This window comes from Ureibacillus xyleni (genome assembly GCF_900217795.1).
Lineage (GTDB): Bacteria > Bacillota > Bacilli > Bacillales_A > Planococcaceae > Ureibacillus > Ureibacillus xyleni.
The window spans coordinates 82,770-105,128 of sequence record NZ_OBMQ01000010.1 but is presented as its reverse complement, the minus strand read 5'-3'; the positions used below and the strand labels follow the sequence as shown (position 1 = coordinate 105,128).

General features: G+C 34.3%; 22 protein-coding genes. 5 read left to right on the top strand and 17 right to left on the bottom strand.

All coding sequences use genetic code 11. The features are described from left to right. Positions 1–26 precede the first annotated feature (26 nt). The 3 genes from CRO00_RS14235 to CRO00_RS14225 form a co-directional block, all read right to left on the bottom strand. Positions 27–788, bottom strand: coding sequence for an exodeoxyribonuclease III (locus CRO00_RS14235; protein ID WP_097074331.1), 762 nt, complete (start codon positions 786–788; stop codon positions 27–29). Positions 789–851: 63 nt separating this feature from the next. Beyond that, positions 852–1,772, bottom strand: coding sequence for a UDP-N-acetylmuramate dehydrogenase (gene murB, locus CRO00_RS14230; protein ID WP_097074374.1), 921 nt, complete (start codon positions 1,770–1,772; stop codon positions 852–854). 76 nt (positions 1,773–1,848) lie between these two features. After that, positions 1,849–2,157: a winged helix-turn-helix transcriptional regulator gene (locus tag CRO00_RS14225; RefSeq protein ID WP_097074330.1), complete on the bottom strand. Its 309-nt coding sequence runs from the start codon at positions 2,155–2,157 to the stop codon at positions 1,849–1,851. A gap of 172 nt (positions 2,158–2,329) precedes the next feature. Between CRO00_RS14225 and CRO00_RS14220 the strand changes: the two genes are divergently transcribed. Further along, entirely contained in the window at positions 2,330–2,857 is a 528-nt protein-coding gene (locus CRO00_RS14220) for a YceI family protein (RefSeq protein WP_097074329.1), read from the top strand. Positions 2,858–3,044: 187 nt separating this feature from the next. Here the strand turns inward: CRO00_RS14220 and CRO00_RS14215 are convergent, their stop codons facing one another. Beyond that, a complete protein-coding gene (locus tag CRO00_RS14215) occupies positions 3,045–3,683 on the bottom strand; it encodes an FMN-dependent NADH-azoreductase (RefSeq protein WP_097074328.1) in 639 nt (212 codons plus the stop codon). A gap of 148 nt (positions 3,684–3,831) precedes the next feature. Beyond that, positions 3,832–4,560, bottom strand: a complete 729-nt coding sequence (locus tag CRO00_RS14210; RefSeq protein WP_272914320.1) for a DsbA family oxidoreductase — start codon at positions 4,558–4,560, stop codon at positions 3,832–3,834. Between the two features lie 100 nt (positions 4,561–4,660). Between CRO00_RS14210 and CRO00_RS14205 the strand changes: the two genes are divergently transcribed. Next, on the top strand, positions 4,661–6,040 hold the full coding sequence (locus CRO00_RS14205; protein ID WP_097074326.1) for an FAD-dependent oxidoreductase: 1,380 nt from the start codon (positions 4,661–4,663) through the stop codon (positions 6,038–6,040). Positions 6,041–6,080: 40 nt separating this feature from the next. Here CRO00_RS14205 and CRO00_RS14200 read toward each other — a convergent pair whose 3' ends face one another. Both CRO00_RS14200 and CRO00_RS14195 read right to left on the bottom strand, forming a co-directional pair. Then, positions 6,081–7,004 (bottom strand): manganese-dependent inorganic pyrophosphatase, encoded by a 924-nt coding sequence (locus CRO00_RS14200; protein ID WP_097074325.1) that lies wholly within the window; start codon positions 7,002–7,004, stop codon positions 6,081–6,083. A gap of 315 nt (positions 7,005–7,319) precedes the next feature. Beyond that, positions 7,320–8,174, bottom strand: coding sequence for a MurR/RpiR family transcriptional regulator (locus tag CRO00_RS14195; protein ID WP_161946701.1), 855 nt, complete (start codon positions 8,172–8,174; stop codon positions 7,320–7,322). A gap of 614 nt (positions 8,175–8,788) precedes the next feature. Here CRO00_RS14195 and thrC point away from each other — a divergent pair. The 3 genes from thrC to CRO00_RS14180 all read left to right on the top strand — a co-directional run bounded on the left by thrC (position 8,789) and on the right by CRO00_RS14180 (position 11,572). Next, positions 8,789–9,841, top strand: a complete 1,053-nt coding sequence (gene thrC / locus CRO00_RS14190) for a threonine synthase (RefSeq protein WP_097074323.1) — start codon at positions 8,789–8,791, stop codon at positions 9,839–9,841. Beyond that, positions 9,838–10,755 carry a homoserine kinase gene (gene thrB / locus CRO00_RS14185; RefSeq protein ID WP_097074322.1) on the top strand — a complete coding sequence of 306 codons (918 nt, stop codon included), beginning with the start codon at positions 9,838–9,840 and terminating at the stop codon, positions 10,753–10,755. The genes thrC and thrB overlap by 4 nt, the downstream gene beginning before the upstream one ends. A gap of 169 nt (positions 10,756–10,924) precedes the next feature. After that, on the top strand, positions 10,925–11,572 hold the full coding sequence (locus CRO00_RS14180) for an NAD(P)-dependent oxidoreductase (RefSeq protein WP_097074321.1): 648 nt from the start codon (positions 10,925–10,927) through the stop codon (positions 11,570–11,572). Positions 11,573–11,657: 85 nt separating this feature from the next. On the opposite strand, the gene zupT is transcribed toward CRO00_RS14180, so the two are convergent. The 10 genes from zupT to hflX all read right to left on the bottom strand — a co-directional run bounded on the left by zupT (position 11,658) and on the right by hflX (position 22,307). Next, complete coding sequence (gene zupT / locus CRO00_RS14175) at positions 11,658–12,476, bottom strand: zinc transporter ZupT (RefSeq protein ID WP_097074320.1); 819 nt, start codon at positions 12,474–12,476, stop codon at positions 11,658–11,660. 127 nt (positions 12,477–12,603) lie between these two features. After that, positions 12,604–13,221 carry a phosphatase PAP2 family protein gene (locus CRO00_RS14170; protein ID WP_097074319.1) on the bottom strand — a complete coding sequence of 206 codons (618 nt, stop codon included), beginning with the start codon at positions 13,219–13,221 and terminating at the stop codon, positions 12,604–12,606. Positions 13,222–13,564: 343 nt separating this feature from the next. Continuing rightward, positions 13,565–13,897, bottom strand: a complete 333-nt coding sequence (locus tag CRO00_RS14165; protein ID WP_097074318.1) for an antibiotic biosynthesis monooxygenase family protein — start codon at positions 13,895–13,897, stop codon at positions 13,565–13,567. A 65-nt stretch (positions 13,898–13,962) separates the two neighbouring features. Further along, positions 13,963–14,952, bottom strand: coding sequence for a siderophore ABC transporter substrate-binding protein (locus CRO00_RS14160; protein ID WP_097074317.1), 990 nt, complete (start codon positions 14,950–14,952; stop codon positions 13,963–13,965). Positions 14,953–15,382: 430 nt separating this feature from the next. Then, positions 15,383–16,147, bottom strand: a complete 765-nt coding sequence (locus tag CRO00_RS14155; RefSeq protein ID WP_097074316.1) for an iron ABC transporter ATP-binding protein — start codon at positions 16,145–16,147, stop codon at positions 15,383–15,385. Next, the gene (locus CRO00_RS14150) at positions 16,144–17,097 is read right to left on the bottom strand and encodes an iron chelate uptake ABC transporter family permease subunit (RefSeq protein ID WP_097074315.1); all 954 of its coding nucleotides are present in this window, start codon (positions 17,095–17,097) and stop codon (positions 16,144–16,146) included. Before CRO00_RS14150 ends, CRO00_RS14155 begins: the two co-directional genes overlap by 4 nt. Further along, positions 17,087–18,040, bottom strand: a complete 954-nt coding sequence (locus CRO00_RS14145) for an ABC transporter permease (RefSeq protein WP_097074314.1) — start codon at positions 18,038–18,040, stop codon at positions 17,087–17,089. The genes CRO00_RS14150 and CRO00_RS14145 overlap by 11 nt, the downstream gene beginning before the upstream one ends. A 228-nt stretch (positions 18,041–18,268) precedes the next feature. Further along, a complete protein-coding gene (locus CRO00_RS14140) occupies positions 18,269–19,132 on the bottom strand; it encodes a DUF6612 family protein (RefSeq protein WP_097074313.1) in 864 nt (287 codons plus the stop codon). A 156-nt stretch (positions 19,133–19,288) separates the two neighbouring features. Continuing rightward, positions 19,289–20,776, bottom strand: a complete 1,488-nt coding sequence (locus CRO00_RS14135; protein WP_097074312.1) for a peptide MFS transporter — start codon at positions 20,774–20,776, stop codon at positions 19,289–19,291. 253 nt (positions 20,777–21,029) lie between these two features. Then, positions 21,030–22,307 carry a GTPase HflX gene (hflX, locus tag CRO00_RS14130; RefSeq protein ID WP_097074373.1) on the bottom strand — a complete coding sequence of 426 codons (1,278 nt, stop codon included), beginning with the start codon at positions 22,305–22,307 and terminating at the stop codon, positions 21,030–21,032. Positions 22,308–22,359 lie beyond the last annotated feature (52 nt).

Genomic DNA, 22,359 nt, shown 5'->3' with positions numbered 1-22,359 from the left:
CAACACTTTTATACTGGATAATTCTATCACTTCATGGTTATTAATTCTAATACGATTGGACAGTGATCGCTACCCATAACTTGTGAATGGATATCCACATTTGTAATAGAATCTACAAGTCGGTTTGACACAATAAAATAATCAATTCTCCAGCCGATATTTCGCTCACGAACCTTGTTCATATAGCTCCACCAAGTATATGCATCGGTTTTAACTGGATTAATAATTCGATAGGAATCCCTAAATCCTGATTGAAGGAGCTTTGTCATTTTTTCTCGTTCCTCAAATGTAAAGCCAGAATTACCGACGTTGGATTTTGCATTTTTTAAGTCAATTTCTTCATGAGCGACATTTAAATCTCCACAATAAATGACGGGTTTATGTTCATCAAGTTTCTTTAAATATTCAAATAAATTATCTTCCCATTGCAATCTTTTTGGCAATCTGGCTAAGTCGCGCTGAGAATTAGGAGTATAGACGTTTACTAAATAAAATTCCTCGTATTCTAATGTGATAATACGTCCTTCTGATTCTGTTTCTTCTTCTCCTACTCCATACGATACTTTAAGCGGCTCATATTTTGTAAATATTGCAGTACCGGAATAACCTTTTTTCTCGGCATAGTTCCAGTATTGAAAATATCCATCAAGAGGTAAATCCACTTGTCCTTGCTGGCATTTCGTTTCTTGTATACAGAAAAAGTCGGCATCTACTTCTTGAAAATAATCTAAAAAACCTTTTTTAACGCATGCTCGAATTCCATTCACATTCCATGATACAAATCTCATTTAAATATAAACCCTTTCTATGTATATAAAGCGCCTTTCATATTGAGAGGCGCTCATTCTTTATTATTTGGTTAGGTCTTCCCCAACTATTTTCACTTCAAGTTCTAGGTCAACCCCGAACTTATCTTTTACAACGTTTTGAACCATTTTAATTGTTTCAATATAATCCGTTGCTGTAGCATTTCCCTTATTAATAATAAATCCCGCGTGTTTCTTTGATACTTCTGCATCGCCTACACCTTTTCCTTGGAGGCCACTATCTTGTATTAATTTCCCTGCAAAGTATCCAGGTGGACGTTTAAAAACACTACCTGCAGATGGATATTCTAATGGTTGTTTTGACTCGCGTTGGTAAGTTAAGTCGGCAATCTTCGCATCAATTTCTGCTTGAATTCCCTTTTCAAGTTTGAATCTAGAAGAAAGAACAAAATATCCTTTTTTTGCAATGATACTTTTTCGATATTCTAATTCTAGTTCATCTTTTGTTAAAACTAATTTTTTGCCTTCATTTGTAAGAACTGTTGATTCTATAATGATATCTTTAATCTCGCCACCATACGCCCCTGCGTTCATTGCCATTGCCCCACCAACAGAACCAGGTATACCGCATGCAAATTCAAAACCTGTTAATGAATGGCTAGCTGCTAATCTTGAAACTTCTTTAATAAGTGCGCCACTTTGTGCATAAATTTCATTACCTTCAACACGAACTTCATCTAATTTTTGAAAACAGATCACTATCCCACGAACCCCGCCATCACGGACAACCATATTCGATCCGTTGCCCAGCATTAAAAGGGGTACATTATTATCATAAGCATACTTAACGATAGATGTTGCTTCCTCTTCTGTTTCAGGTAAAACGAACACATCGGCATTTCCGCCAAGTTTCGTCATTGTATATGTTTTAAGAGATTCATTGATTTTTATATTTTTTGGGTTAACAATTCTTTCTAAGTCTTGAGCCCATTTTTGTATTGTCATAAAAGCAATTTCCTTTCTCACGTCATACTTCCTAGTATGGGTAATTTAAAGCTTTTTGACAAGTAATTCAAAGGTGCTATTTTAGCCAATCTTTTGACCATTGTTCAATTTCTCGAATAGCCCCCTCGAGCGCAACGCCTTTTTCAGTAAGGGAATATTCGACTCGAATAGGAATCTCAGAGTAAACTCTTCTTTCAACAATCCCTTCCTTCTCTAATTCCTTTAGCCGTTCCGAAAGTAGTCTGCCACTCACTGGTAAAGCTGATTCAATTTCATTAAAACGTTGGGGGCCTTCTAACAATTGGTATAAAATTAACGTAGTCCATCTTTTTCCTAACAATTCCATTGCTTTCGAAAGGCGTGGACATAATTTTGTTTCTTTCATTATATTTAATCCCCCTGTTTACTTCTTGTCAGTTATCTTCTCTTATTAGTGTACCATTTTCATTAGGTTACAAAAAGTAACTTTTCAATTAGTTTTATTATTAACAGATATTGTCTAGTTATTCATATTAGGCTATTATTTAGTAATAATAGAAAATAGTTGAGGTGTTACCATGGTAAAGTACGCAGTAGATTTTTCTCACTCAGCAATTACTTTTTCTGTTAAACATATGATGATATCAAATGTAAAAGGCTCCTTCGACTCTTTTACAGCTATTGTTGAGGCAGATACAATAGAAGATTTAACTACAGCAAAAATCTCAGTAGTAATTGATGTTGCTAGTATTTCCACAAAAGATCAAGCACGAGACCATCACTTAAGTTCGGCAGATTTTTTCCATGCCGATAAATACCCAAAAATATATTTCACCTCTAAAGAAATTATTGCTATTAACGAACATACCTATCACATTATAGGAGATTTAACTATAAAAGAAGTTACGAATTCGATTATATTTACAACATCCTTTATAGGGCATACGAAAAGTCCTTGGGGGCAAGAAAAGTACGGATTTACTGCAGAAACAAAGGTGAATCGACGGGACTTCAAGCTATTATATAATGCCGTACTTGAATCTGGAGGTTTATTAATCGGTGAAGATGTAGATGTGTTTATTGATTTTCAACTTTATCTAGTTTAATTGTTTGTTCCTCGTAAATCAGCATGCCATCACTCCTTCAAAGATTTTATGAAACTATGGAAGGGTCTATTCATCACGAATATAGAAAAGGACTTTTATGGAAATTTGTATTATTTAAAAATACTGCAATGCTTAACATCTCACTTAATATATAAATAGAAAAACCCGACATTCGTCGGGTTTTTAATTATGCATTTACTGTTGCTAATTTTTGTACTGAATCTTTAACGCGTTCCATGCCTTGAGCAATAATTTCCTCAGCTTTACTAGGATCAGCATTATGACCTTCAATTACAACTTCGTCAAGAAGCTGCATACCTGCTACGCCACCGAATACATTTTTAATGTAGTTAGCTGCCATTTCTAAAGGCTGTGCTTCTGGTGTTGAATAAATTCCACCACGAGCATTTAATACAACAAATTTTTTATCTTGCATTAATTGTAATGCTTGTCCTTCTGGAGTGTACTTAAACATAAATCCTGCTTGGTAAATATAATCAATGAATGTGTGTAATTTTGCAGGAATTGTTAAGTTCCACATTGGGAATGCAAGTACGACTACATCTGCTGCAGTAATAGCGTCCATTGCTTTTTGTTTTGCTGAAAGTAAACGTGATTCAACGTCTGTTAATTCTTCACCGTTTTGTACTTTTCCAAATGCGTTAAATAAATCTTGTCCAAAATAAGGTGTATCTTCTTCATACACATCATAAGTAGTGATTGTTAAGCCTTGTACTTTTTTTGCTTCTTCCACATAAGTTTCAAACATTTTTGTTGAAACTCCATCAGGTCTATTATTTGCTTTAATTACTAATATATTAGTCATCTATTAAACTCTCCTTAATCTCTAGTTCATAAATCTTGAAATCAAGATATGGAATTATCATAAAGGAGAATTAATATTATTTCAATAAAATAAGCCTCATACTTTTGACCGAAAACCGCATTATCGCAAGTAATACCTAAAGAATTTATTAGAAATTACACTGCCCATCTGAACAATTATCCCCTTGATCGCCTACCATTTTTAATTTGGGCTTTAATCCTGCTTCAATTGCTACTTTTTCTATCGTTTGTTCAAACAATTCTTGAGGTTGTGCACCAGAAATTCCGTATTTATTATTAAATACAAAGAATGGTACACCCCGTACCCCAATTTGCTGAGCCTCGTATATATCGCGTTCAACCTCTTTAGCAAATTGGTCACTATCTATTACTTGTCGTGCTCCCTCTTGGTCAAGACCAACTTCATCTACTAAATTTAAAAGAACATCATGTTGACCAATAGCTTTACCTTCTAAAAAGTAGGCTTTAAGTAGTCTTTCACTTAATTCTGCACCTTTTTGTTTTGTTGCTGCCCATTTTGCAAGACGATGCGCTGCAACAGTATTTGCTTCTTTCATAATATCAAAATCATATTCTAGGCCAACTTCTTTAGCGCGTTCTGCTACTCCCTTTGTCATATTTTTTGCTTGTTCGATTGATACGTTATACTTTTTCGCTAAGGAAGAATAAACGGAATCTTTAGCATCTAAAGGCGTCGTAGGATCTAACAGAAAACTCTTATATTCGACCTCCACCTGACCTTCATAACCTGAATCTTTAATTGCCTTCTCCAATTGACGTTTCCCTATATAACAAAATGGACAAACATAATCTGACCATACTTCAATTTTCATATTTACTTCCTCCTTTCCCCCTATTTTACGATTGCATCAATATTCCTACAATTATTGTGCTCAACTGAATATTGTATTAGAAAAATTCCAATACTGGTTAAAAATAATCTTAGTGGGGGCCCTTATGCAAAATTCATTGTGGCTATCAAATATTAACAACATTTCTTCTACAAAAATTTCAAATAACATGGAGTGTGATGTTTGTATTATTGGTGGTGGTTTAAGCGGTGTTTATACTGCTTATCTACTTGCTAAAAAAGGTATTAATGTTGTGCTTATTGAAGCAAAAGAAACGGTAGGAATTGGTACAACAGGTCATTCTACAGGAAAGTTAACTCCTCAACACGGTTTAGTTTTCAGTAAGATGTTAAAAAGCTTTTCTGAAGAAGAAATTAAAACTTATTTTGATGCAAATAAAAGAGCCATTGATTTTGCTCTTCAAGAAACTCCAATCGATCTATATCAAAAAGTCGATTCATTTATTTATGCAACAACAGATGAAGGTAAACAAACATTACAAGATGAATTAAACGCTTATAAAACATTGGACTTACCTGGTATTGAAACGACTGAAACGGAATTGCCTTTTTCAGTAACATCCTCTATAAAAATGCCAGATACGTTCCAAATCCATCCAACGAACTTTGCAATACATTTTGCAAAGCATGCATTAAAAGAAGGCGCACAGATATACGTTCGTAGTCGCGTAACAAAATTGGTGATTGATGAGAATTATGTGTTAACAGAAGATGAGCACCGTATCTCTTATAAACATTTAGTTCTATGTTCTCATTATCCAATCGAATCAATAAAAGGTTTATACACGACAAAACTTTCAGTGGAGCGCTCTTATTTACTGGCTTCAAAAACTTCTGAATTATTAAAAGGTCAATATCTATCTGTTGACAGTGCATCAAGAACGATTCGAACAGCCTTAGTTTCTAACACCCCTTATTTTATTTACGGTGGAACTAGTCATACTGCTGGGACGAAGAAAAATACGCAAAATTATTATGACACTTTAAAATCTGAAATGGCTTCGGTATTTGATTTAGCCGAGCCAACATATTGCTGGAGTGCACAAGATCCAGATACACCAGACTTAATGCCATATATTGGTCAATTAACTGAAAATGAATCTAATATTTTTGTTGCCACTGGCTATCGAAAATGGGGACTTTCTAATTCACTAGTAGCAGGTGAGATTATTTCAAGCGCTATTATGAGAGAAAAACATAGAGCAGCTGATGTTTATAGTCCTTCAAGAGGCAATTTTGGACTTAATTTTTTACGGGCATTAAAGATTCTCGGTCTAGTTACAACTAATCTTGCAGGTGGATATATAACGAGAATGGAAGCGCCAAAATGCACACATCTCGGTTGTAAAACAAAATGGAACGAAGGCGATGAAACATGGGATTGTCCATGCCACGGCTCTCGTTTTGATAAAAATGGCAATGTCATTGAAGGCCCTGCAGTTTATCCTTTAAAATTAAAAAAATAAAAAAAATCCCCGAACAGTGATTCGGGGATTTTACTATTTATTATAGACCTTCTGTTAAAACTGGTACAATTTGCTTTTTACGTGATACAACGCTAGGTAAATCCACTAAGTCATTTACTAGTTCTTTACCGAAGCTAGCTGCTGCTGCTTGAGCTGCATTACCTACTACAACTGCTGTTGAATCGTTATTTAGAATATCTGTTACAACGAAGAAGAAAAGATTTAAATTATTATCTTCAACGTTTTTATTTAATAAATTAACTAATTCTTCTTTTCGATTTAATACATCATTTACATCCACAGCATTTACTTGTGCAACAACTGCTTTTACTTCACCAAATGTAAATTCTTTTGCATCTAATGACAATAAGTCTTCTAATGATTTATCGGATAAATCTGCGCCTGCTTTTAACATCGCTAAGCCATATTCAGCTGCATCAACTCCAGCTATCTCAGCCAATTCATTTCCAGCTTGTACATCTTGTTCTGTACAAGTCGGTGATTTGAATAATAATGTATCAGAAACAATAGCAGATAGCATTAATCCCGCAATATTTGCTGGAATTTCAATATTATTTTCCTTAAAAATCTTATTTAAAATCGTTGCTGTACAGCCAACTGGTTCTGCACGATAGTATAATGGGTCAGAAGTTTCAAAGTTCGCAATACGATGATGGTCAATTACTTCAGTTACTTTTACCTGTTCAATCCCATCAGCCGATTGTTGACGTTCATTATGGTCAACTAAAATAACACTACTCGCTTCTTCTGCTACATTTCCAATTAATCTTGGTGCTTCAAAACCAAATTTGTCTAACGCAAATTGAGTTTCGTTATTCACTTCGCCTAAACGTACTGCTTCAGCTTCAACACCTAGTTGTTGTTTTAAGTATGCATAAACAATTGCAGAAGTGATTGTGTCTGTATCTGGATTTTTATGTCCAAAAACTAATACTTTGCTCATGAAATGAGGCCTCCTATAATCGTGGGTTTATATTTCGAATTTATTTTAACATACCTATCGATAATTAGAAAAATAGAACTTTGCTTCCATGTAATATTTATCCACCCGTTAGACAAATCTCGACAACATTATTCGATACTTTTCAAAAAGCCTCACCCTATTTACTAACCCATTGATTTTTACAATTCAAGGCTATTTTAGGCTTTATATATATCCCTTTACGAATATATAAACTGTATATTTATGCACATCTTATTTACTTAGAAAAAAACGAATTCGCCTGTGCCCGACGAATTCGCTTTAACTTTACAATTTCTATATAATCTTAGCCTTTTCGAGAAAAACAAAGTTACTTTCTATTTGCGCATTAGATTTTTGGTAAGTTTTATATTGTCTTTTATTTTGAGCGACCATCCCTTCAACTAATCCATGGATTAACGAATGAGATGCGATAATAGTTTCTGCAGAAGCTTGTTTTTGTGCTCCCACAGTAAATACGATATCTGCATATTCTCGAATAGGAGATAAACCTGAATTTGTAATTGCAACTACCTTCACATTTTTATTTTTTGCTAATTTTGTAATCGTTAATACATCCTCTAGAACCGCATCTAACGCTAATACAAATAGTAATGAATGTTCGTCCATCCCACTAATTTGTTGAACAATATCTTCCACATCATGTTGGATTTGTTTTACATGTCTTCGGTAATTTCCTAAAGTACTACTTAAGAAGCTAGCTGATGGAGAAGATTGTCTAAAGCCTAATACATATAAAAAATTGGATTCATGCATCCATTTAACGGCTTGTTCAAACTGCCTTTCTTCTACTAATTGAATTGTATTTAAGATGCTTGTAATATCTCGATTCATTACATTACTAACAAGATGTTCCTGTTTTTTTGTAATAAGTGGATGATCACCCACCTCAGTTTTCTGAACACCCATTAAATCTTCTTTAATTCTTTCCTGCAGTTCAGAAAAACCAGACAATTCCATCGCATAACAAAATCGAATTACCGTCGATTCACTTACCCCAATAAGCTTACCAACATCGGAAGCAATATGAGTTGCGATAATATTCGGGTTATCAATAACAAATTGCGCGACCTTTCGTTGCCCTCTAGATAAACGGATGAATCGTTTTTTTATTTCATTACAAATGCTCATGTTAACTTCCACTTCCTTCCTGTTAATTGCATATGTATACATTTATTTTAATAAAAGCTAGATTAACACCATTGTAAATTGAATACAATGAGTTTTCAGAAAAAACTTTAATCTACTAAAATAAAAATCCGAAAATGACATCATTTTGTCAAATTTTCTGATAGTTTAACAAGATAAAATTCGACAATAAACGAGACACTCACCCTTCTTCTGAGTGTCTCGTTTATCCGCGCCGAAAGCAAAAGCGGCAGGCGCAATATTTAGTACTTCATTTTCTTAGGAGTTAATTTCAATATTTCCTCTGTGTCTCGTTTATCTGCGCCGAAAGCAAAAACTGCAGCTATTATCCCTTACTTCCACTTAATAACAATGTATTCTTAAATACTCACAACATTTTCTAGGTTATAATTGACTTACTGTGGTTCATTTAGGTTTCTCCAATTAACAAAACATGATTATGGCTTCACTTTCTCATATTAATTATGATCCTTAAATTAATGAGAGTATTTTGTTAATTTCCTAAATACTATTGATAAACACCACTATTTTCGTTAAAATGTCTTTTATATACAAACAACTGTTCATCCAGTGAGAACAAAAGGAGCTAACTCGTTATGTGGAAAGGTCTTATTGAAGAATATAAAGAATTTTTACCTGTTACAGAAAATACGCCGTCTCTTACTTTAAATGAAGGAAATACTCCCCTTATTCATTTAGTAAATTTATCAAAAGAATTAGGCATTGAATTATATGGAAAAATCGAAGGAGCTAACCCTACAGGATCATTTAAAGACCGCGGTATGGTTTTTGCTGTAGCAAAAGCTATTGAAGATGGGGCAAAATGTGTTATTTGTGCTTCTACTGGTAATACATCTGCGGCTGCATCAGCTTATGCAACTCGTGCAGGTATTCAATCTATCGTAGTTATCCCTAAAGGAAAAGTAGCTCTTGGTAAACTAGCACAAGCATGTATGTATGGTGCGAAAATTATCGAAATTGACGGTAACTTTGACGATGCATTATCAATTGTTCGTCAAGTTAGTGAAACAACACCTGTTAAATTAGTAAACTCAGTTAATCCATATCGTATTGAAGGTCAAAAAACTGCTGCATTTGAAATTGTAGACAGCTTAGGACATGCTCCAGATTACTTATGTATTCCGGTTGGTAACGCAGGTAATATTACTGCTTACTGGAAAGGTTTTAAAGAATATAATGAAGCAAAAAATACGGGCCTTCCAAAAATGTATGGTTTCGAAGCTGAAGGCGCTGCAGCTATCGTTAAAGGTGAGCCAATCGCAAACCCAGAAACAGTGGCAACTGCAATTCGTATCGGTAACCCCGCTAGCTGGAAATTTGCTGAAGCAGCTCGTGACGAATCAGGCGGTATTATCGATTCAGTTACAGACGAAGAAATCTTAGCTGCATACAAACTAATTGCTGGGACTGAAGGTATCTTTGTTGAACCGGGTTCTGCTGCATCGCTTGCTGGTGTAATTAAATCTGTAAACAGCGGGAAAATTGAAAAAGGTAGCCGCGTAGTAACTGTATTTACAGGTAACGGCTTAAAAGACCCAGATACAGCTATGAATGTATCTACAGTGGATTTAGTTTCACTTAAAAATGATGAAGAAGAAATTCGTAAATATATTGAGGGAATTCTATGAGTAAAAAATGGCAAATCACTGTCCCTGGAAGCACTGCTAACTTAGGACCTGGGTTTGATTCCATTGGGCTTAGTTTGTCCTTATATCTAGAATTAACAGTGTCGATTACGGACAAGTGGGAAATCATCCACATCTCTGATCACTTACCGAAAGAGTTCGTATTAGAAGAACATCTAATATACACAATTGCAAAAGAAACAGCAGCTCGTTTCGGAAAAAGTTTACCACCATGCCGAATTGAAATGAAAAGTGAATTACCTTTCGCTCGTGGTTTAGGTAGTAGTGCTGCCGCTATTGTAGCTGCAATTGAATTAGCAAACCTTGTTTGTGATTTAAATCTTACAACTCAAGATAAATTGAACATTTCATCACAAATTGAAGGACATCCTGATAATGCAACCGCATCTGTTTTAGGTGGTCTTACAATCTCTGTCCTCGATGAAGATGGGGTTGTTGATACAATTCATGTACAAGATATAGATGCAGCTTTTGTTGTGTTCATTCCAAATGTTGAATTAAAAACCTCAGAAGCTCGAAAAGTATTACCTGAACAGTTTGATCGAGGTTATGCAGTACAAGCAAGTGCAAATGCTAACATGTTAGCAGCTTCTTTAATCAACAAAGACTATGAACGAATTGGTCGTTATATGGAATCTGATTTATTCCATGAACCATTCCGTGCAAAATTAATTCCTTACTTCCATGAAATTCATATGGCAGCTAAAGAAGCTGGCGCTTATGGAACAGCATTAAGTGGTGCGGGCCCAACTGTTATTTCAATTATCCCTATTGCCATTTCTGAGCAATTTGTAAAACAAATGAAGAAGCAATTCCCAGAACACGAAATTATGCTAACAAGAGCAGACCACCAAGGCGTTTCAGTTATTGAAGTTGCTAATGATGTTTTAGCATAATCTTAAAAATTCCAAATAAAATTAATAAAGATGCCTATTAAATCATATATTTGATTTATGGGCATCTTTTTGTTTTTTCCTCTAACAAAAGATGTTCAACTCAAGGCACATTTCTTCCATTTCTCTTCCTTAACCAATTCCAAAATACGTTCGAAAGGGGTAATTCATTATGAAAATTGGCATTATCGGTGCGTCTAGTAAAGCCGGTAGAAATATTTTAATGGAGGCTAAAATGCGGAACCATGAAATTACCGCATTCGTACGTCATAGAGAAAGATTAATAGATCCAAATATTAAAATTGTTAAAAGGGAAGCATTTGAACTAACTAAGAAAGATTTAATGCACTTCGATGTTTTAATCAATGCATATAGTGCCTTACCCGGTGAAAAATTTCTACATGTAGAATTAGGTAGACATTTAATTAAACTTCTGGAAAAAACAAATACAAAATTATTTGTTGTTGGTGGTCCAGGAAGTTTATTTATTGACCGTGAGTGTACAACACGTCTTATAGATATCCCTGAATATCCCCAAGAATCTAAAAGCATCGCACGTCAACAGCTCCAAAATCTAATTGATTTACAACGCTCATCAATAAAATGGACTTTTTTAAGCCCGTCTCCTTTATTTGATTCAGATGGTCCTCGAACTGGCCACTACATTTTAGGTAAAGACCGCCTTCTTCTAAACTCACAACAAATTAGTTATGTAAGTTATGCGGATTATGCTGTTGCTGTTTTAGACGAAATCGAAAATCCCCATCATGTAAATGAACATTTTACAGTCGCTTCAGAAAATGCGACATCTGCTTCTTAAATGGATAATAGAATTTCAACAATGTTTGAACAATATAAAATAGGGAGCCGTATAAGCCATATAACTTATACGTTTCCCTATTTTTTTACGCTAATAACAATAAACTCAATGCCATGACAACCATACCTGCCACTAATCCATAAATTGATAAATGTGTCTCGTCATATTTTTGAGCAGCTGGTAGTAACTCGTCTAGTGAAATAAAGACCATGATCCCTGCAACACCTGCAAAGATAATACCAAACATGGTTTCAGTTAAAAATGGCATTAATATTAAATATGCAACAATTGCTCCGATTGGTTCTGCTAATCCGGAAGAGAAGGATAATTTAAATGCTTTTTTGCGAATACCAGTTGCAAAATAAATTGGAACAGCTACCGCAATCCCCTCAGGAATATTGTGAATAGCCACTGCTATTGCTATAGCTATACCAACGTTTGGGTCCTGAATAGCAGACATAAACGTCGCTATACCTTCTGGAAAGTTGTGTATACCGATTGCTAATGCTGTAAATACGCCCATTTTCATTAATTTCTCTTCATCTACACCATTTTCATTTAGCTTAACAGCATTAACATCTTCAACCGTTTTTACCTCATGCGGATTATTTTTCTTTGGAATAAACCGGTCAATCAGTGCGATAAATAGCATACCTCCAAAAAAGCCGATAACGGTCATCCTATAGCCTTGGGTTTCTCCTAATGCATTCGTAAGAGAATCTTTAGCTTTTACAAAGATTTCAATTAAGGAAACATAAATCATGACACCAGCAGAAAAACCTAACGCAACTGAAAGAAACTTCTTATTCGTTCTTGATGTGAAAAAGGCAATTAAAGCTCCAACTCCAGTGGCTAACCCAGCAAACAGCGTCAAACTTAAAGCAAAGATGACGTTTCCATCCATATTGAGATAATCTCCTTCTTTTATGTTACTAGTATTATATACTCAGAAGTTTCCTTTGTGCAACTTTTTTTAACCTAACAACATATTTTGTTTTCGGAAAACATCCGAATAAAAAAATAACACCATATTAGGTGTTATTTTTTATCTTATTAAATTTAGTCTTTCTTTGTTCATACCAAAATGCACAAAGAACGAACCAGCTATAGGCTATTGTCCATCCTGCAATGACATCTGTTGGATAATGATGACTTTCCGCAATTCTTGACAATCCTATCAACATTGAAAGCATAGCTGCAATTAGCCAGACTATTATCATTTTCTTTTTGCTTACGATAACTTCCGCTAATAAATATGCTATTGTAAATAAATATAACAACGAAAGCATTGCATGGCCAGATGGGAAACTAAATGAAGTTATTTGATCGGCAATCTCTGGCCTTGGTCGTTCAACTACATTTTTAATTATTTGGTTTAAAACTCTTCCACCTGCAATCGTCAACAGGACAAACAGCATACCTCGGTAATTTCTTTGTTTGAACCATAAGATGACTAAAAGAATTAAAGCAACCGCTACAATTAGTGATGTACTTCCTAAGTAGTGAAAGGCAATAATCATTTTGTTACCATAAAATAGGTCCGATATTGCTTCGTCAAGTTTTAAAAATAGTGGTTTTTTGAAGTTTGTAGAAATAATAATGAAAATACACAAAGAAATGAAAGCTAATATGTACGATATTTTTTTCATAAAGACCTCACCTTCTAATAAATATTAACATAGTAAATTATATTATTGAGGATAATAAAATAACATAAAAAAACGCCCTATCTTAGGGAAGCCACTGAAAAACTAAATACCGATAAAAATTTATAGTAATTATTTGCTTCTAAATAGAAGGTGGGATTCACTTCGCTTTCCACGGGCTTGGCTTCAGCCTCCTCGTCGCAAGCTCCTGCGGGGTCTTCAGCTCAAGCTGTTCCCGTAGGAGTCTTCGTGAATCCCACTTCCTAAAAGATCTGAGCGTATTTTTATTATAAAAATTTATTAAAATCGACTTTTTCAGTGCCCTAATCTTAGGACGTTTCTTTTACTATTCAACCACTGAATAACTTCCGTGTTCCATATTAATTATATATTCTGGTTTTGGTGGTTTGCCGCCATGTTCTTTGATTTTTGCTTTGTGTCCTGCTATATGCTCAGGGCTCTTTTCCCAAGCTTTCCATGCCTCTTCAGACTCCCAGCGCACAATCATAAGCACTTCCTCTTCACCGCGACGTACATTTTTCACAAGCAGTTCACGACTAATAAAACCTTCACGTTGCTCAATTAAAGATGGACCTTGATCTGGTCTTTTCTTAAAACGCTCAATAATTTTATCAGAATTTCCTTCTGTTACAATCCATTTACGAATTTGAACAAACATTCCTTTTCCCCCTATGCTGTAATAAAAGCTGCCCTAAACATTAGGACAGCCTATGCATATAAAAATTATTTTAATTCATTTTTAATTTCTTCAATTTTTGCTAACTCTGATTGTAAACCACCAGTTACTAAGTACCAAAGTGCTCCGTCTAAGTATACAATTTTACCATTTTGAGCAGCAGTTGTTTTGTTAATAATCTCATTTTCAATTGCTTCTTTTACATTTGATTCTTCACCTGTAGCAGCTACGCGGTCAACAACAAATAGTAATTCTGGGTTAATTTTCAAGACTTGTTCGTAAGTTAATTGTGCTCCGTGAGTTGAGTTTTCTAGTGACTCATCTGCAGCTTGGAATCCAAATACGCTGTGTACATATCCGAAACGAGAACCATCTCCAGGGCCGTATGCAGATAATGTTTCATTGTAAAGAGTTACTAACGCTTTCCCGTTTTCAGAAGACACTGCTTTTACATCTTCAATTGCTTTTTCAACTTCAGCTAATTTTTCTTTAGCTTCATCTTGTTTACCAAACATTTCAGCTGCAATGTTTACTGAATCAATGAATGAGTTCCAATAGTTTGCAGTATCAACACCAACAAATACTGTTGGAGCAATTTCACTTAGTTGATCGTAGAAATCAGCTTGACGACCAGAAATAAAGATTGCATCTGGCTCCATAGCAGCAATATCTTCAAATAAAGGTTCTTTTAATGTACCAGCGTTTAAGTATTTTTCATCTTCATATTTCGCTAAATGTTCAGGAAATACTCCTTTTGATACACCTGTTACTTCAACACCTAATGTATCTAATGTATCTAAGAAACCATAATCCATAACTACAATCTTTTTCGGCATTTCTTCAAATGTAACATCATCATAACCTTCTACTGTTGATTTAACAGTTAGTGGGTATGTAGAATTTCCAGTTTCAGTTGTTGCTTCCTCTGAACCTGTATTTGTATCTGTATTTTCTGTTGATTCTTCTTTAGAACCACAGGCAGCTAGTACTAGTAAAAGCGCCGCTAAAAGTAAAGTTAACCACTTAAAATTTTTCATTTAACTCTTCTCTCCTGTCATTTCGATATTGATAATCATTATCAACTAAATAGAATTATATCTTATTTTTATTTTCTGTCAACGGGTTTTTAAATTTTTTTCGATCGTAATCTAATTGAACTGTATTCTCTCACACTGTTCGGGCTTAAGGTCACTTGATGCGGTTTCTCTTGCTGTTTTGAAACTATGAAAGGCATTTCCACCGATTTCTCCCGTTGTTTTTGGTATTCATCATACGTTATGGTTCTTGAGGCGATTTCCCCCAATTTTTCATCAACCCTTAGCTGTCATCTTTACAACTAGCGCTTAAGAAAGGATTTGGTTAAACTAAATAGCTACTTTACTCCAACTTTGCCTAAACCAATGCACAAAAAAATGATTTAGAAAAGCAATATCTTAAATATATGCTTTCCTAAATCATTTAAAAATATCAATGTGAATTAAAATATACACAAATACGGCAACCGTTTTGCTCTTGGACAGGGATATCCATATCATAAATTTGTTTTAATGCTTCTGAATTAATAATTTCGTTGGTTGGACCATCTTTAATCACTCGGCCATCTTTCAAAGCGACAATGCGATCTGAATACACAGATGCAAAATTAATATCATGAAGTACGATAATTACTGTTTTTCCAAGCTCATCAACAAGTTTACGTAGGATTTTCATAATTTGAACAGAGTGCTTCATATCTAAATTATTCAACGGTTCATCTAATAATACATAGTCCGTATCTTGTGCAATAACCATAGCAATAAATGCCCGTTGACGTTGACCACCAGATAATTCATCTAAAAAACTATGTTGAAGATCTGATAAATTCATATATTCTAATGCTTTGTCTACAAATTTTATGTCTTCTTCATTTAAGCGACCTTTAGAATATGGATATCGGCCAAATGAAACAAGTTCACGTATAGTTAAACGAACATTCATAAAGTTTGATTGTTTTAATATGGATACACGTTTAGCAAACTCATCTGACTTAATGCGTTTAATGTCATTTGTATCTAATAAGACTTCCCCTGTATCCGCGTTTAACAAACGACTCACCATTGAAAGTAGTGTTGACTTCCCTGCCCCATTCGGACCAATAAAAGAAGTGATTTTCCCGGTTTCAATGGTAACCGATACATTATCAACTACAGGTTTCTTTCCAAAAAACTTACTTAATTCTTTTACTTGAATCATCCTGCAGACCTACTCTCTCTTAATAATAAATAAATAAAGTAAATTCCACCGACAAAATTGATAATTACACTTAACGTTGTGGAGAGCTCAAACAGATGTTCAATAATGAACTGTCCACCAACTAGTGCAATAATACTTATTAAACTAGCACCAAAGATTAGAACTGAATGCTTATACGTTATTAAAAATTGGTACGACAGGTTGGCAACAATTAAACCGAAGAAAGTGATTGGTCCCACTAAAGCAGTGGATGTTGCAATTAAAATAGATGATAATACCAGTACGTTCATAACAAGTTTATCGTAATTAACACCTAGATTAATGGCGTTTTCACGACCAAGCGACATAACATCTAGCTGGCTCATAATTTTAAATCCATATATAAAGGCTACAATTAATATTGCTAAAGCAATCCAAATTAAATCCGCATTTACTTTTGAGAAACTAGCGAACATTTTACTTTGTAAATTTAAATATTCGTTTGGATCAATTAGTACTTGTAGGAAGGTAGTTGCACTTCCAAGCAAGGTACCAATAATCATCCCTACAAGTAATAAAAAGTAAATCGGGAATTTATCAGCTCTAAATAAAAAACGATATAAAATAAGCGCAAATAAAACCATTGCAACAATCGATAATCCAAAATTCAAAAATTTATTGATGACTAAAATCGATGTTGATCCTAGGAAAAAGTAAATAAATGTTTGAACAACCATATACATAGAATCTAATCCCATTACAGAGGGTGTTAGAATACGGTTATGAGTAATGGTTTGGAATACTACTGTGGAATAGGCTATTGCCACACCCGTTATAGACATCGCTAAAATTTTTATTAACCTTCTAGGGAATGCATAGCTAAAGCCACCCTTAATATCGTAGAATGCATATAGCAACACAAAAATTAATGCGATTGCTGCTAATATTAATAACTTTGTACTATTTCGCATATGCTCTCCCCCTAAACAACATGATTAAGAAGATCGCACTACCGATTACTCCCACTGTTAGATTAATTGGAATTTCATATGGATAAATGATGAGACGTCCAAGAATGTCACAAGCTAGTAAAAATACAATACCTAATACTGCTGTATGTGGTAACGTCTTCGCTAAATTGTCTCCTTTAAAAATTGAAACAAGATTCGGCACAATAAGTCCTAAAAATGGAATAACCCCTACTGTCAGCACAACTGTTGTTGAAATTAACGCTACTAACACTAGTCCTAAGTTCAACACAAACTTATAACGAACTCCTAAGTTTTTTGCGAAGTCTTCACCCATACCAGCTACTGTAAAACGATTCGCATATATGTACGCAATAAGTAATACTGGAATACTCACATATAATAGCTCATAACGACCTTTGATTATTAGTGAGAAATCACCCATAAGCCATGCATCGATATTTTGCAAAAGATCATTTTCATACGCAAAAAATACTGTGATTGACGATAAAATATTCCCATACATAATACCGATTAATGGGATAAAAATTGCATCCTTAAACTTAATACGGTTTAAAATTTGCATAAATACAAGTGTCCCTATTAAAGCAAACGCAAAACTAAAAATAATTTGCTGTGTATAGGTTGCACTTGTGAAAAAAAGCATTGATAATAATATTCCAAGTTTTGCAGCATCTAAGGTACCTGCTGTTGTAGGGGATACGAATTTGTTTCTACTTAAACTTTGCATAATTAACCCTGCAATACTCATCCCCATACCTGCTAGTATGATTGCTGCTAAACGAGGGATTCGACTAATGTAAAAAATCTCTGCTTCGTCAGAATTAAAATCTAGTAGGTCCATTGGTGAAATATCCGTTGCACCAAGGAACAATGATATGCTTGATAATATAACTGCCGCTACAATTAAAATCCAAAGTCTCATTTTTATCCCCAATAATATTTTATTTATATAATAATAGAATGTTGAAAATGATTATCATTCATTACATTTTTATTATAACATACGTCTATAAGCAGTCCAACAACTAAATGAGAACATTTATCACAAACTAATGTATAAAATATTTGTCCATATTCTAATTAATTCCTCTAACTACTTTGTTGCGCAATAAAAAAATTCCCAATGACCTAAATCACTGGGAATCTTGTACTAATATTCAACTTCAACTGCCTTATCAATCACGTCTTGTGGAACCGTTATATTTTTCACGCCATTATAGTTATTAAATAAAATATTTGTGTCCATTGCCATGGATATTTCTTCACCTTCAACACCAATACCCATATTTACTACCATATCCATTGAAAGAATATCAAAATTTTCTTTATTAATGTTAATCGTGTAATTGATTTTATCAAATGACATATTTTCAATCATTTGTTGATCGGCTTCGGGAATACCTAACATTTGATTTAATTGCATTTGCTCTAACATATATTGTTTAAACTTATCACTTGCAGCACTTAAAGTTAAAACATACTCAGAATCTGTTTGTTCAAATTTGAAATCATCAATAAATGCTTTTAAAGCTTCTAATTGCTCTGCTGCGTTTGCTTGGCTTGCTGTTTGTCCCATCACCATATCAAATTGTTCAGATGGAAGCTTCATCCATTGTTTTGATTCAGAGTCTTGCATAAATAGCCCTTGATCTGACATGTACATTTCCATATCTACATTAATGTCTTCACCTGATTCGGGATCGGCCATCGTCATTGTGCCATCCATATACATTGATAATGGATCTACAATCATGTCCATTTTCATATTACTTTTTGTTCCCATTTCAAATTTCTCTTCACCAGAACCGAATACAAGCGTTTGGTTCATTTTCATATCTGCACTAACACTTTCTAACGTATTCTGTCGTTCAATAGCTTTCTCATATACTTCTTGTAAAGTCAATTCACTTTTGCTTTCTTCTTTAGTTCCTGTTTTCGGCTCTGCAGTATCTGCACATGCCGCTAGTAAGAACATTACTAAAGATGTTAAGAAAGCTAATCCCCATTTTTTCACTACATATCCCGTCCTTTCTAAATAAGGGTACCATTAAATAACGGATAAGTAATCGTTTAGGTGCCATGTTTTTGTATAAACTTAAAAAATTGCATCTATTTACATAAAAAAATTGTCCGAAATGTAAATAGTAATCACATTTCGGACAACAACTAGTTAGTTAACCCCACGCATTGCTTTTGAAATAATTGGTGTTAACAGTAATAAAATAACGCCTAGCACAATAGACATAATACCCAAAGAACCAAAATACGTAATTTCTGAAACTGCCTCATAAAGTCGAACTAGCTGAGCATTTATTGCTTGCGCGGCTGCACTTGTCAAGAACCATAAAGACATTGTTTGCGCAGCAAATGCAGCCGGAGCTAATTTAGTTGTTGCAGATAACCCTACAGGAGATAATAACAACTCTCCAACTACAACAAGGAAGAATGAAAGCACTAACCACCAAGGACTAACAAGCTCAGTACCACCCGACATTTTTGCCGGGATAATCATGACTAAGAAGGAAGCACCTGCAAAGAATAGTGAAATCGCAAACTTTTTAGGAGTTGATGGTTGTTTTTCTCCAAGACGAAGCCACATCCACGCAAAAATTGGAGCAAACATAATGATGAATAATGGATTAAGTGATTGGAACCAAGAAGCTTTCAGTTCAAAACTACCAACTGATAAATCTGTTCTTGTATCAGCATAAGTTGCTAAAATCGTCGCTCCTTGCTCTTGAATGGCCCAGAACATAACTGCTGCAATAAATAATGGGATATATGCAAGCAATCGCGACTTTTCTTCTTTATTTGTTTTCGGACTACGATACATCACAACGAAGAAAATCGTCGGAATCAATACACCTAGTGTTGTAATAAGTAGACTAAATAGTGCCATCGTTAAATTATCTGTTGTGTATAATATTAACCCTACTACCAAAATTGCGAAAATTCCAAGCACAAAATTTCTTATGGCTTTCTTTTTCTCTTCTTTATTCATTGGGTTTGGAATATCAAGTCCTGCTAAACCTAAGTTATTTTTCTGTGTCACATAATAAACAATTAATCCAATTAACATACCAATTGCAGCAACACCAAAACCTAAATGGAAACTAATGTCTTCCCCAATTGTTCCTACGATAAATGGTGCTATGAATGCACCCATGTTGATTCCCATATAGAAAATACTGAAACCTGAATCACGACGGTTATCATTTTCAGCATACATATCCCCAACAATTGTAGATACATTAGATTTTAAGAATCCTGTCCCAATAATGATAAATAGCATTGAAATTAACAAGCCCGTAAATCCTAGTGGGAGTGCTAATACAATATGGCCAATCATAATTAAGATACCACCGTAAAATACGGCTCTTCTTGTTCCCCATAAGCGGTCAGCAAACCATCCGCCAATTACACCAGACATATATACTAATGACCCGTAAATGGCCATGATAGAATTGGCTGTACCTCGATCTAAACCAAGTCCGCCTTCATGTAACTCATAGTACATATAGAAAATAAGAATGGCGCGCATACCATAATACGAAAAGCGCTCCCAGAACTCAGTAAAGAATAGTGTAAATAGGCCTTTAGGATGCCCGAAGAATCCCTTTTGAGGAACGGATTTCACTATCTCACTTTTATTATGCATATAAAAACACCCTACCTGTATATTTTTTCATTTTTTCAGACAATTTATTACGAAGTCAGTTGTCTGACAATTGCACTTCACAACAATAAAGTATTTTTAAAGTTTTTTCAATATATTAATTAATATTTAGAAATTTATCTTTTTTCTATATTTTCATTAATATTTAAACGAATCCTATCATATCAATATTTATATCGGTATAATAATTTTAAAATAAAAAAAGATAACGACATTATATCGTTACCTTTTTGTTTTATTTTATTACATACTGTTCATATTTTTTGTAATCAACTTCTTTTAATTCTACAAATAGCTTAGTCCCATTTTCTTCATATTCAGTATTTTTAACTAAGGCATTTCCATTTAGATACGAAACGATATCTCCTTTATCAAATGGAATTAGCATTTCACAAGTTACATAGTTGGAAAAAATGTGCTGACGAATCATATCAATCAACTCATCCAATCCCGCACCTTCTTCAGCTGATAACCAGATATTGTCGCCACTTACTAATGGATATTTTACATTCGCTAGGTCTGATTTGTTATAAATATATATGGTAGGAATTCCTTCAATGTCAACTTCCGCTAACGTTTTATTTGTTACATCCATCATAAAACGGTATTGTTCATTTGATACATCTACAACATGAAGCAACAGGTCAGCATTTTTAGCTTCTTCCAAGGTAGAGCGGAATGCCTTTACTAAATGGTGAGGTAGTTTGCTTACAAAACCTACAGTATCTGTTAAAAGGAAGGTTTTTTTATCTGCCAATTCAATATTTCGAACGGATGTATCAAGTGTTGCAAAAAGCATGTTTTTTTCAAACACTTTTTTATTATCCTCTTGTCCAATTTTACGCAAGATGCGATTCATAATTGTTGATTTTCCAGCATTCGTATAACCTACAAGGGACACAACAGGCAGTTCATTTTTACGCCTTTTTTTGCGCTGAGTCTCTCGTTGTTCTTTTACACCTTCTAGCTCTTTTCGAAGCCTAGCAATTTGATCTTCAATTTTACGACGGTCTAGTTCTAACTTAGTTTCCCCAGCACCACGGTTTCTAAATCCTCCACCAGTGCCACCACCTTGACGAGAAAGGGATGCATGCAAACCAACTAATCGAGGTAGCATGTATTGTAATTGAGCTAACTCTACTTGCATTTTCGCTTCACGTGTATTAGCACGTCGATCAAAAATATCTAATATGAGCATCGTACGGTCAATCACTTTACATTCTAAATCATGTTCAAGATTTCGGATTTGTGAAGGTGACAGCTCATCATTGAAAATTACGAGATTAGCTTCAATTTCATCAATATAGTTTTTAATTTCTTCAATTTTACCAGTTCCTACATAATGGGAAGGGTTTACTCGTTCCAAGTTTTGTGTTACTTGTCCAACAACTTCAACTTCCAGAGCCTCAGCTAAACTCGCTAATTCTTCCATGGAATAATCAAAATTAGGATCGTTTACTAAGTTCACTCCTACTAAAATGGCTTTTTCGATAATTACTTCGATATCTTTCATATTGCTCAATATAATTCCTCCCTCGTTATAGGGTCCATTTAAAATATCGTAC

Excerpts from the sequence above, each read along its gene's own strand:
- thrC (WP_097074323.1), top strand. The coding sequence starts at position 8,789 with ATGTGGAAAGGTCTTATTGAAGAATATAAAGAATTTTTACCTGTTACA.
- hflX (WP_097074373.1), bottom strand. The coding sequence starts at position 22,307 with ATGAAAGATATCGAAGTAATTATCGAAAAAGCCATTTTAGTAGGAGTG.
- thrB (WP_097074322.1), top strand. The coding sequence starts at position 9,838 with ATGAGTAAAAAATGGCAAATCACTGTCCCTGGAAGCACTGCTAACTTA.
- CRO00_RS14145 (WP_097074314.1), bottom strand. The coding sequence starts at position 18,040 with ATGAGACTTTGGATTTTAATTGTAGCGGCAGTTATATTATCAAGCATA.
- CRO00_RS14165 (WP_097074318.1), bottom strand. The coding sequence starts at position 13,897 with ATGTTTGTTCAAATTCGTAAATGGATTGTAACAGAAGGAAATTCTGAT.
- CRO00_RS14160 (WP_097074317.1), bottom strand. The coding sequence starts at position 14,952 with ATGAAAAATTTTAAGTGGTTAACTTTACTTTTAGCGGCGCTTTTACTA.
- CRO00_RS14170 (WP_097074319.1), bottom strand. The coding sequence starts at position 13,221 with ATGAAAAAAATATCGTACATATTAGCTTTCATTTCTTTGTGTATTTTC.
- CRO00_RS14225 (WP_097074330.1), bottom strand. The coding sequence starts at position 2,157 with ATGAAAGAAACAAAATTATGTCCACGCCTTTCGAAAGCAATGGAATTG.
- CRO00_RS14235 (WP_097074331.1), bottom strand. The coding sequence starts at position 788 with ATGAGATTTGTATCATGGAATGTGAATGGAATTCGAGCATGCGTTAAA.
- murB (WP_097074374.1), bottom strand. The coding sequence starts at position 1,772 with ATGACAATACAAAAATGGGCTCAAGACTTAGAAAGAATTGTTAACCCA.
- CRO00_RS14155 (WP_097074316.1), bottom strand. The coding sequence starts at position 16,147 with ATGATTCAAGTAAAAGAATTAAGTAAGTTTTTTGGAAAGAAACCTGTA.
- CRO00_RS14180 (WP_097074321.1), top strand. The coding sequence starts at position 10,925 with ATGAAAATTGGCATTATCGGTGCGTCTAGTAAAGCCGGTAGAAATATT.
- CRO00_RS14205 (WP_097074326.1), top strand. The coding sequence starts at position 4,661 with ATGCAAAATTCATTGTGGCTATCAAATATTAACAACATTTCTTCTACA.
- CRO00_RS14220 (WP_097074329.1), top strand. The coding sequence starts at position 2,330 with ATGGTAAAGTACGCAGTAGATTTTTCTCACTCAGCAATTACTTTTTCT.
- CRO00_RS14195 (WP_161946701.1), bottom strand. The coding sequence starts at position 8,174 with ATGAGCATTTGTAATGAAATAAAAAAACGATTCATCCGTTTATCTAGA.
- CRO00_RS14200 (WP_097074325.1), bottom strand. The coding sequence starts at position 7,004 with ATGAGCAAAGTATTAGTTTTTGGACATAAAAATCCAGATACAGACACA.
- CRO00_RS14150 (WP_097074315.1), bottom strand. The coding sequence starts at position 17,097 with ATGCGAAATAGTACAAAGTTATTAATATTAGCAGCAATCGCATTAATT.
- CRO00_RS14135 (WP_097074312.1), bottom strand. The coding sequence starts at position 20,776 with ATGCATAATAAAAGTGAGATAGTGAAATCCGTTCCTCAAAAGGGATTC.
- CRO00_RS14215 (WP_097074328.1), bottom strand. The coding sequence starts at position 3,683 with ATGACTAATATATTAGTAATTAAAGCAAATAATAGACCTGATGGAGTT.
- zupT (WP_097074320.1), bottom strand. The coding sequence starts at position 12,476 with ATGGATGGAAACGTCATCTTTGCTTTAAGTTTGACGCTGTTTGCTGGG.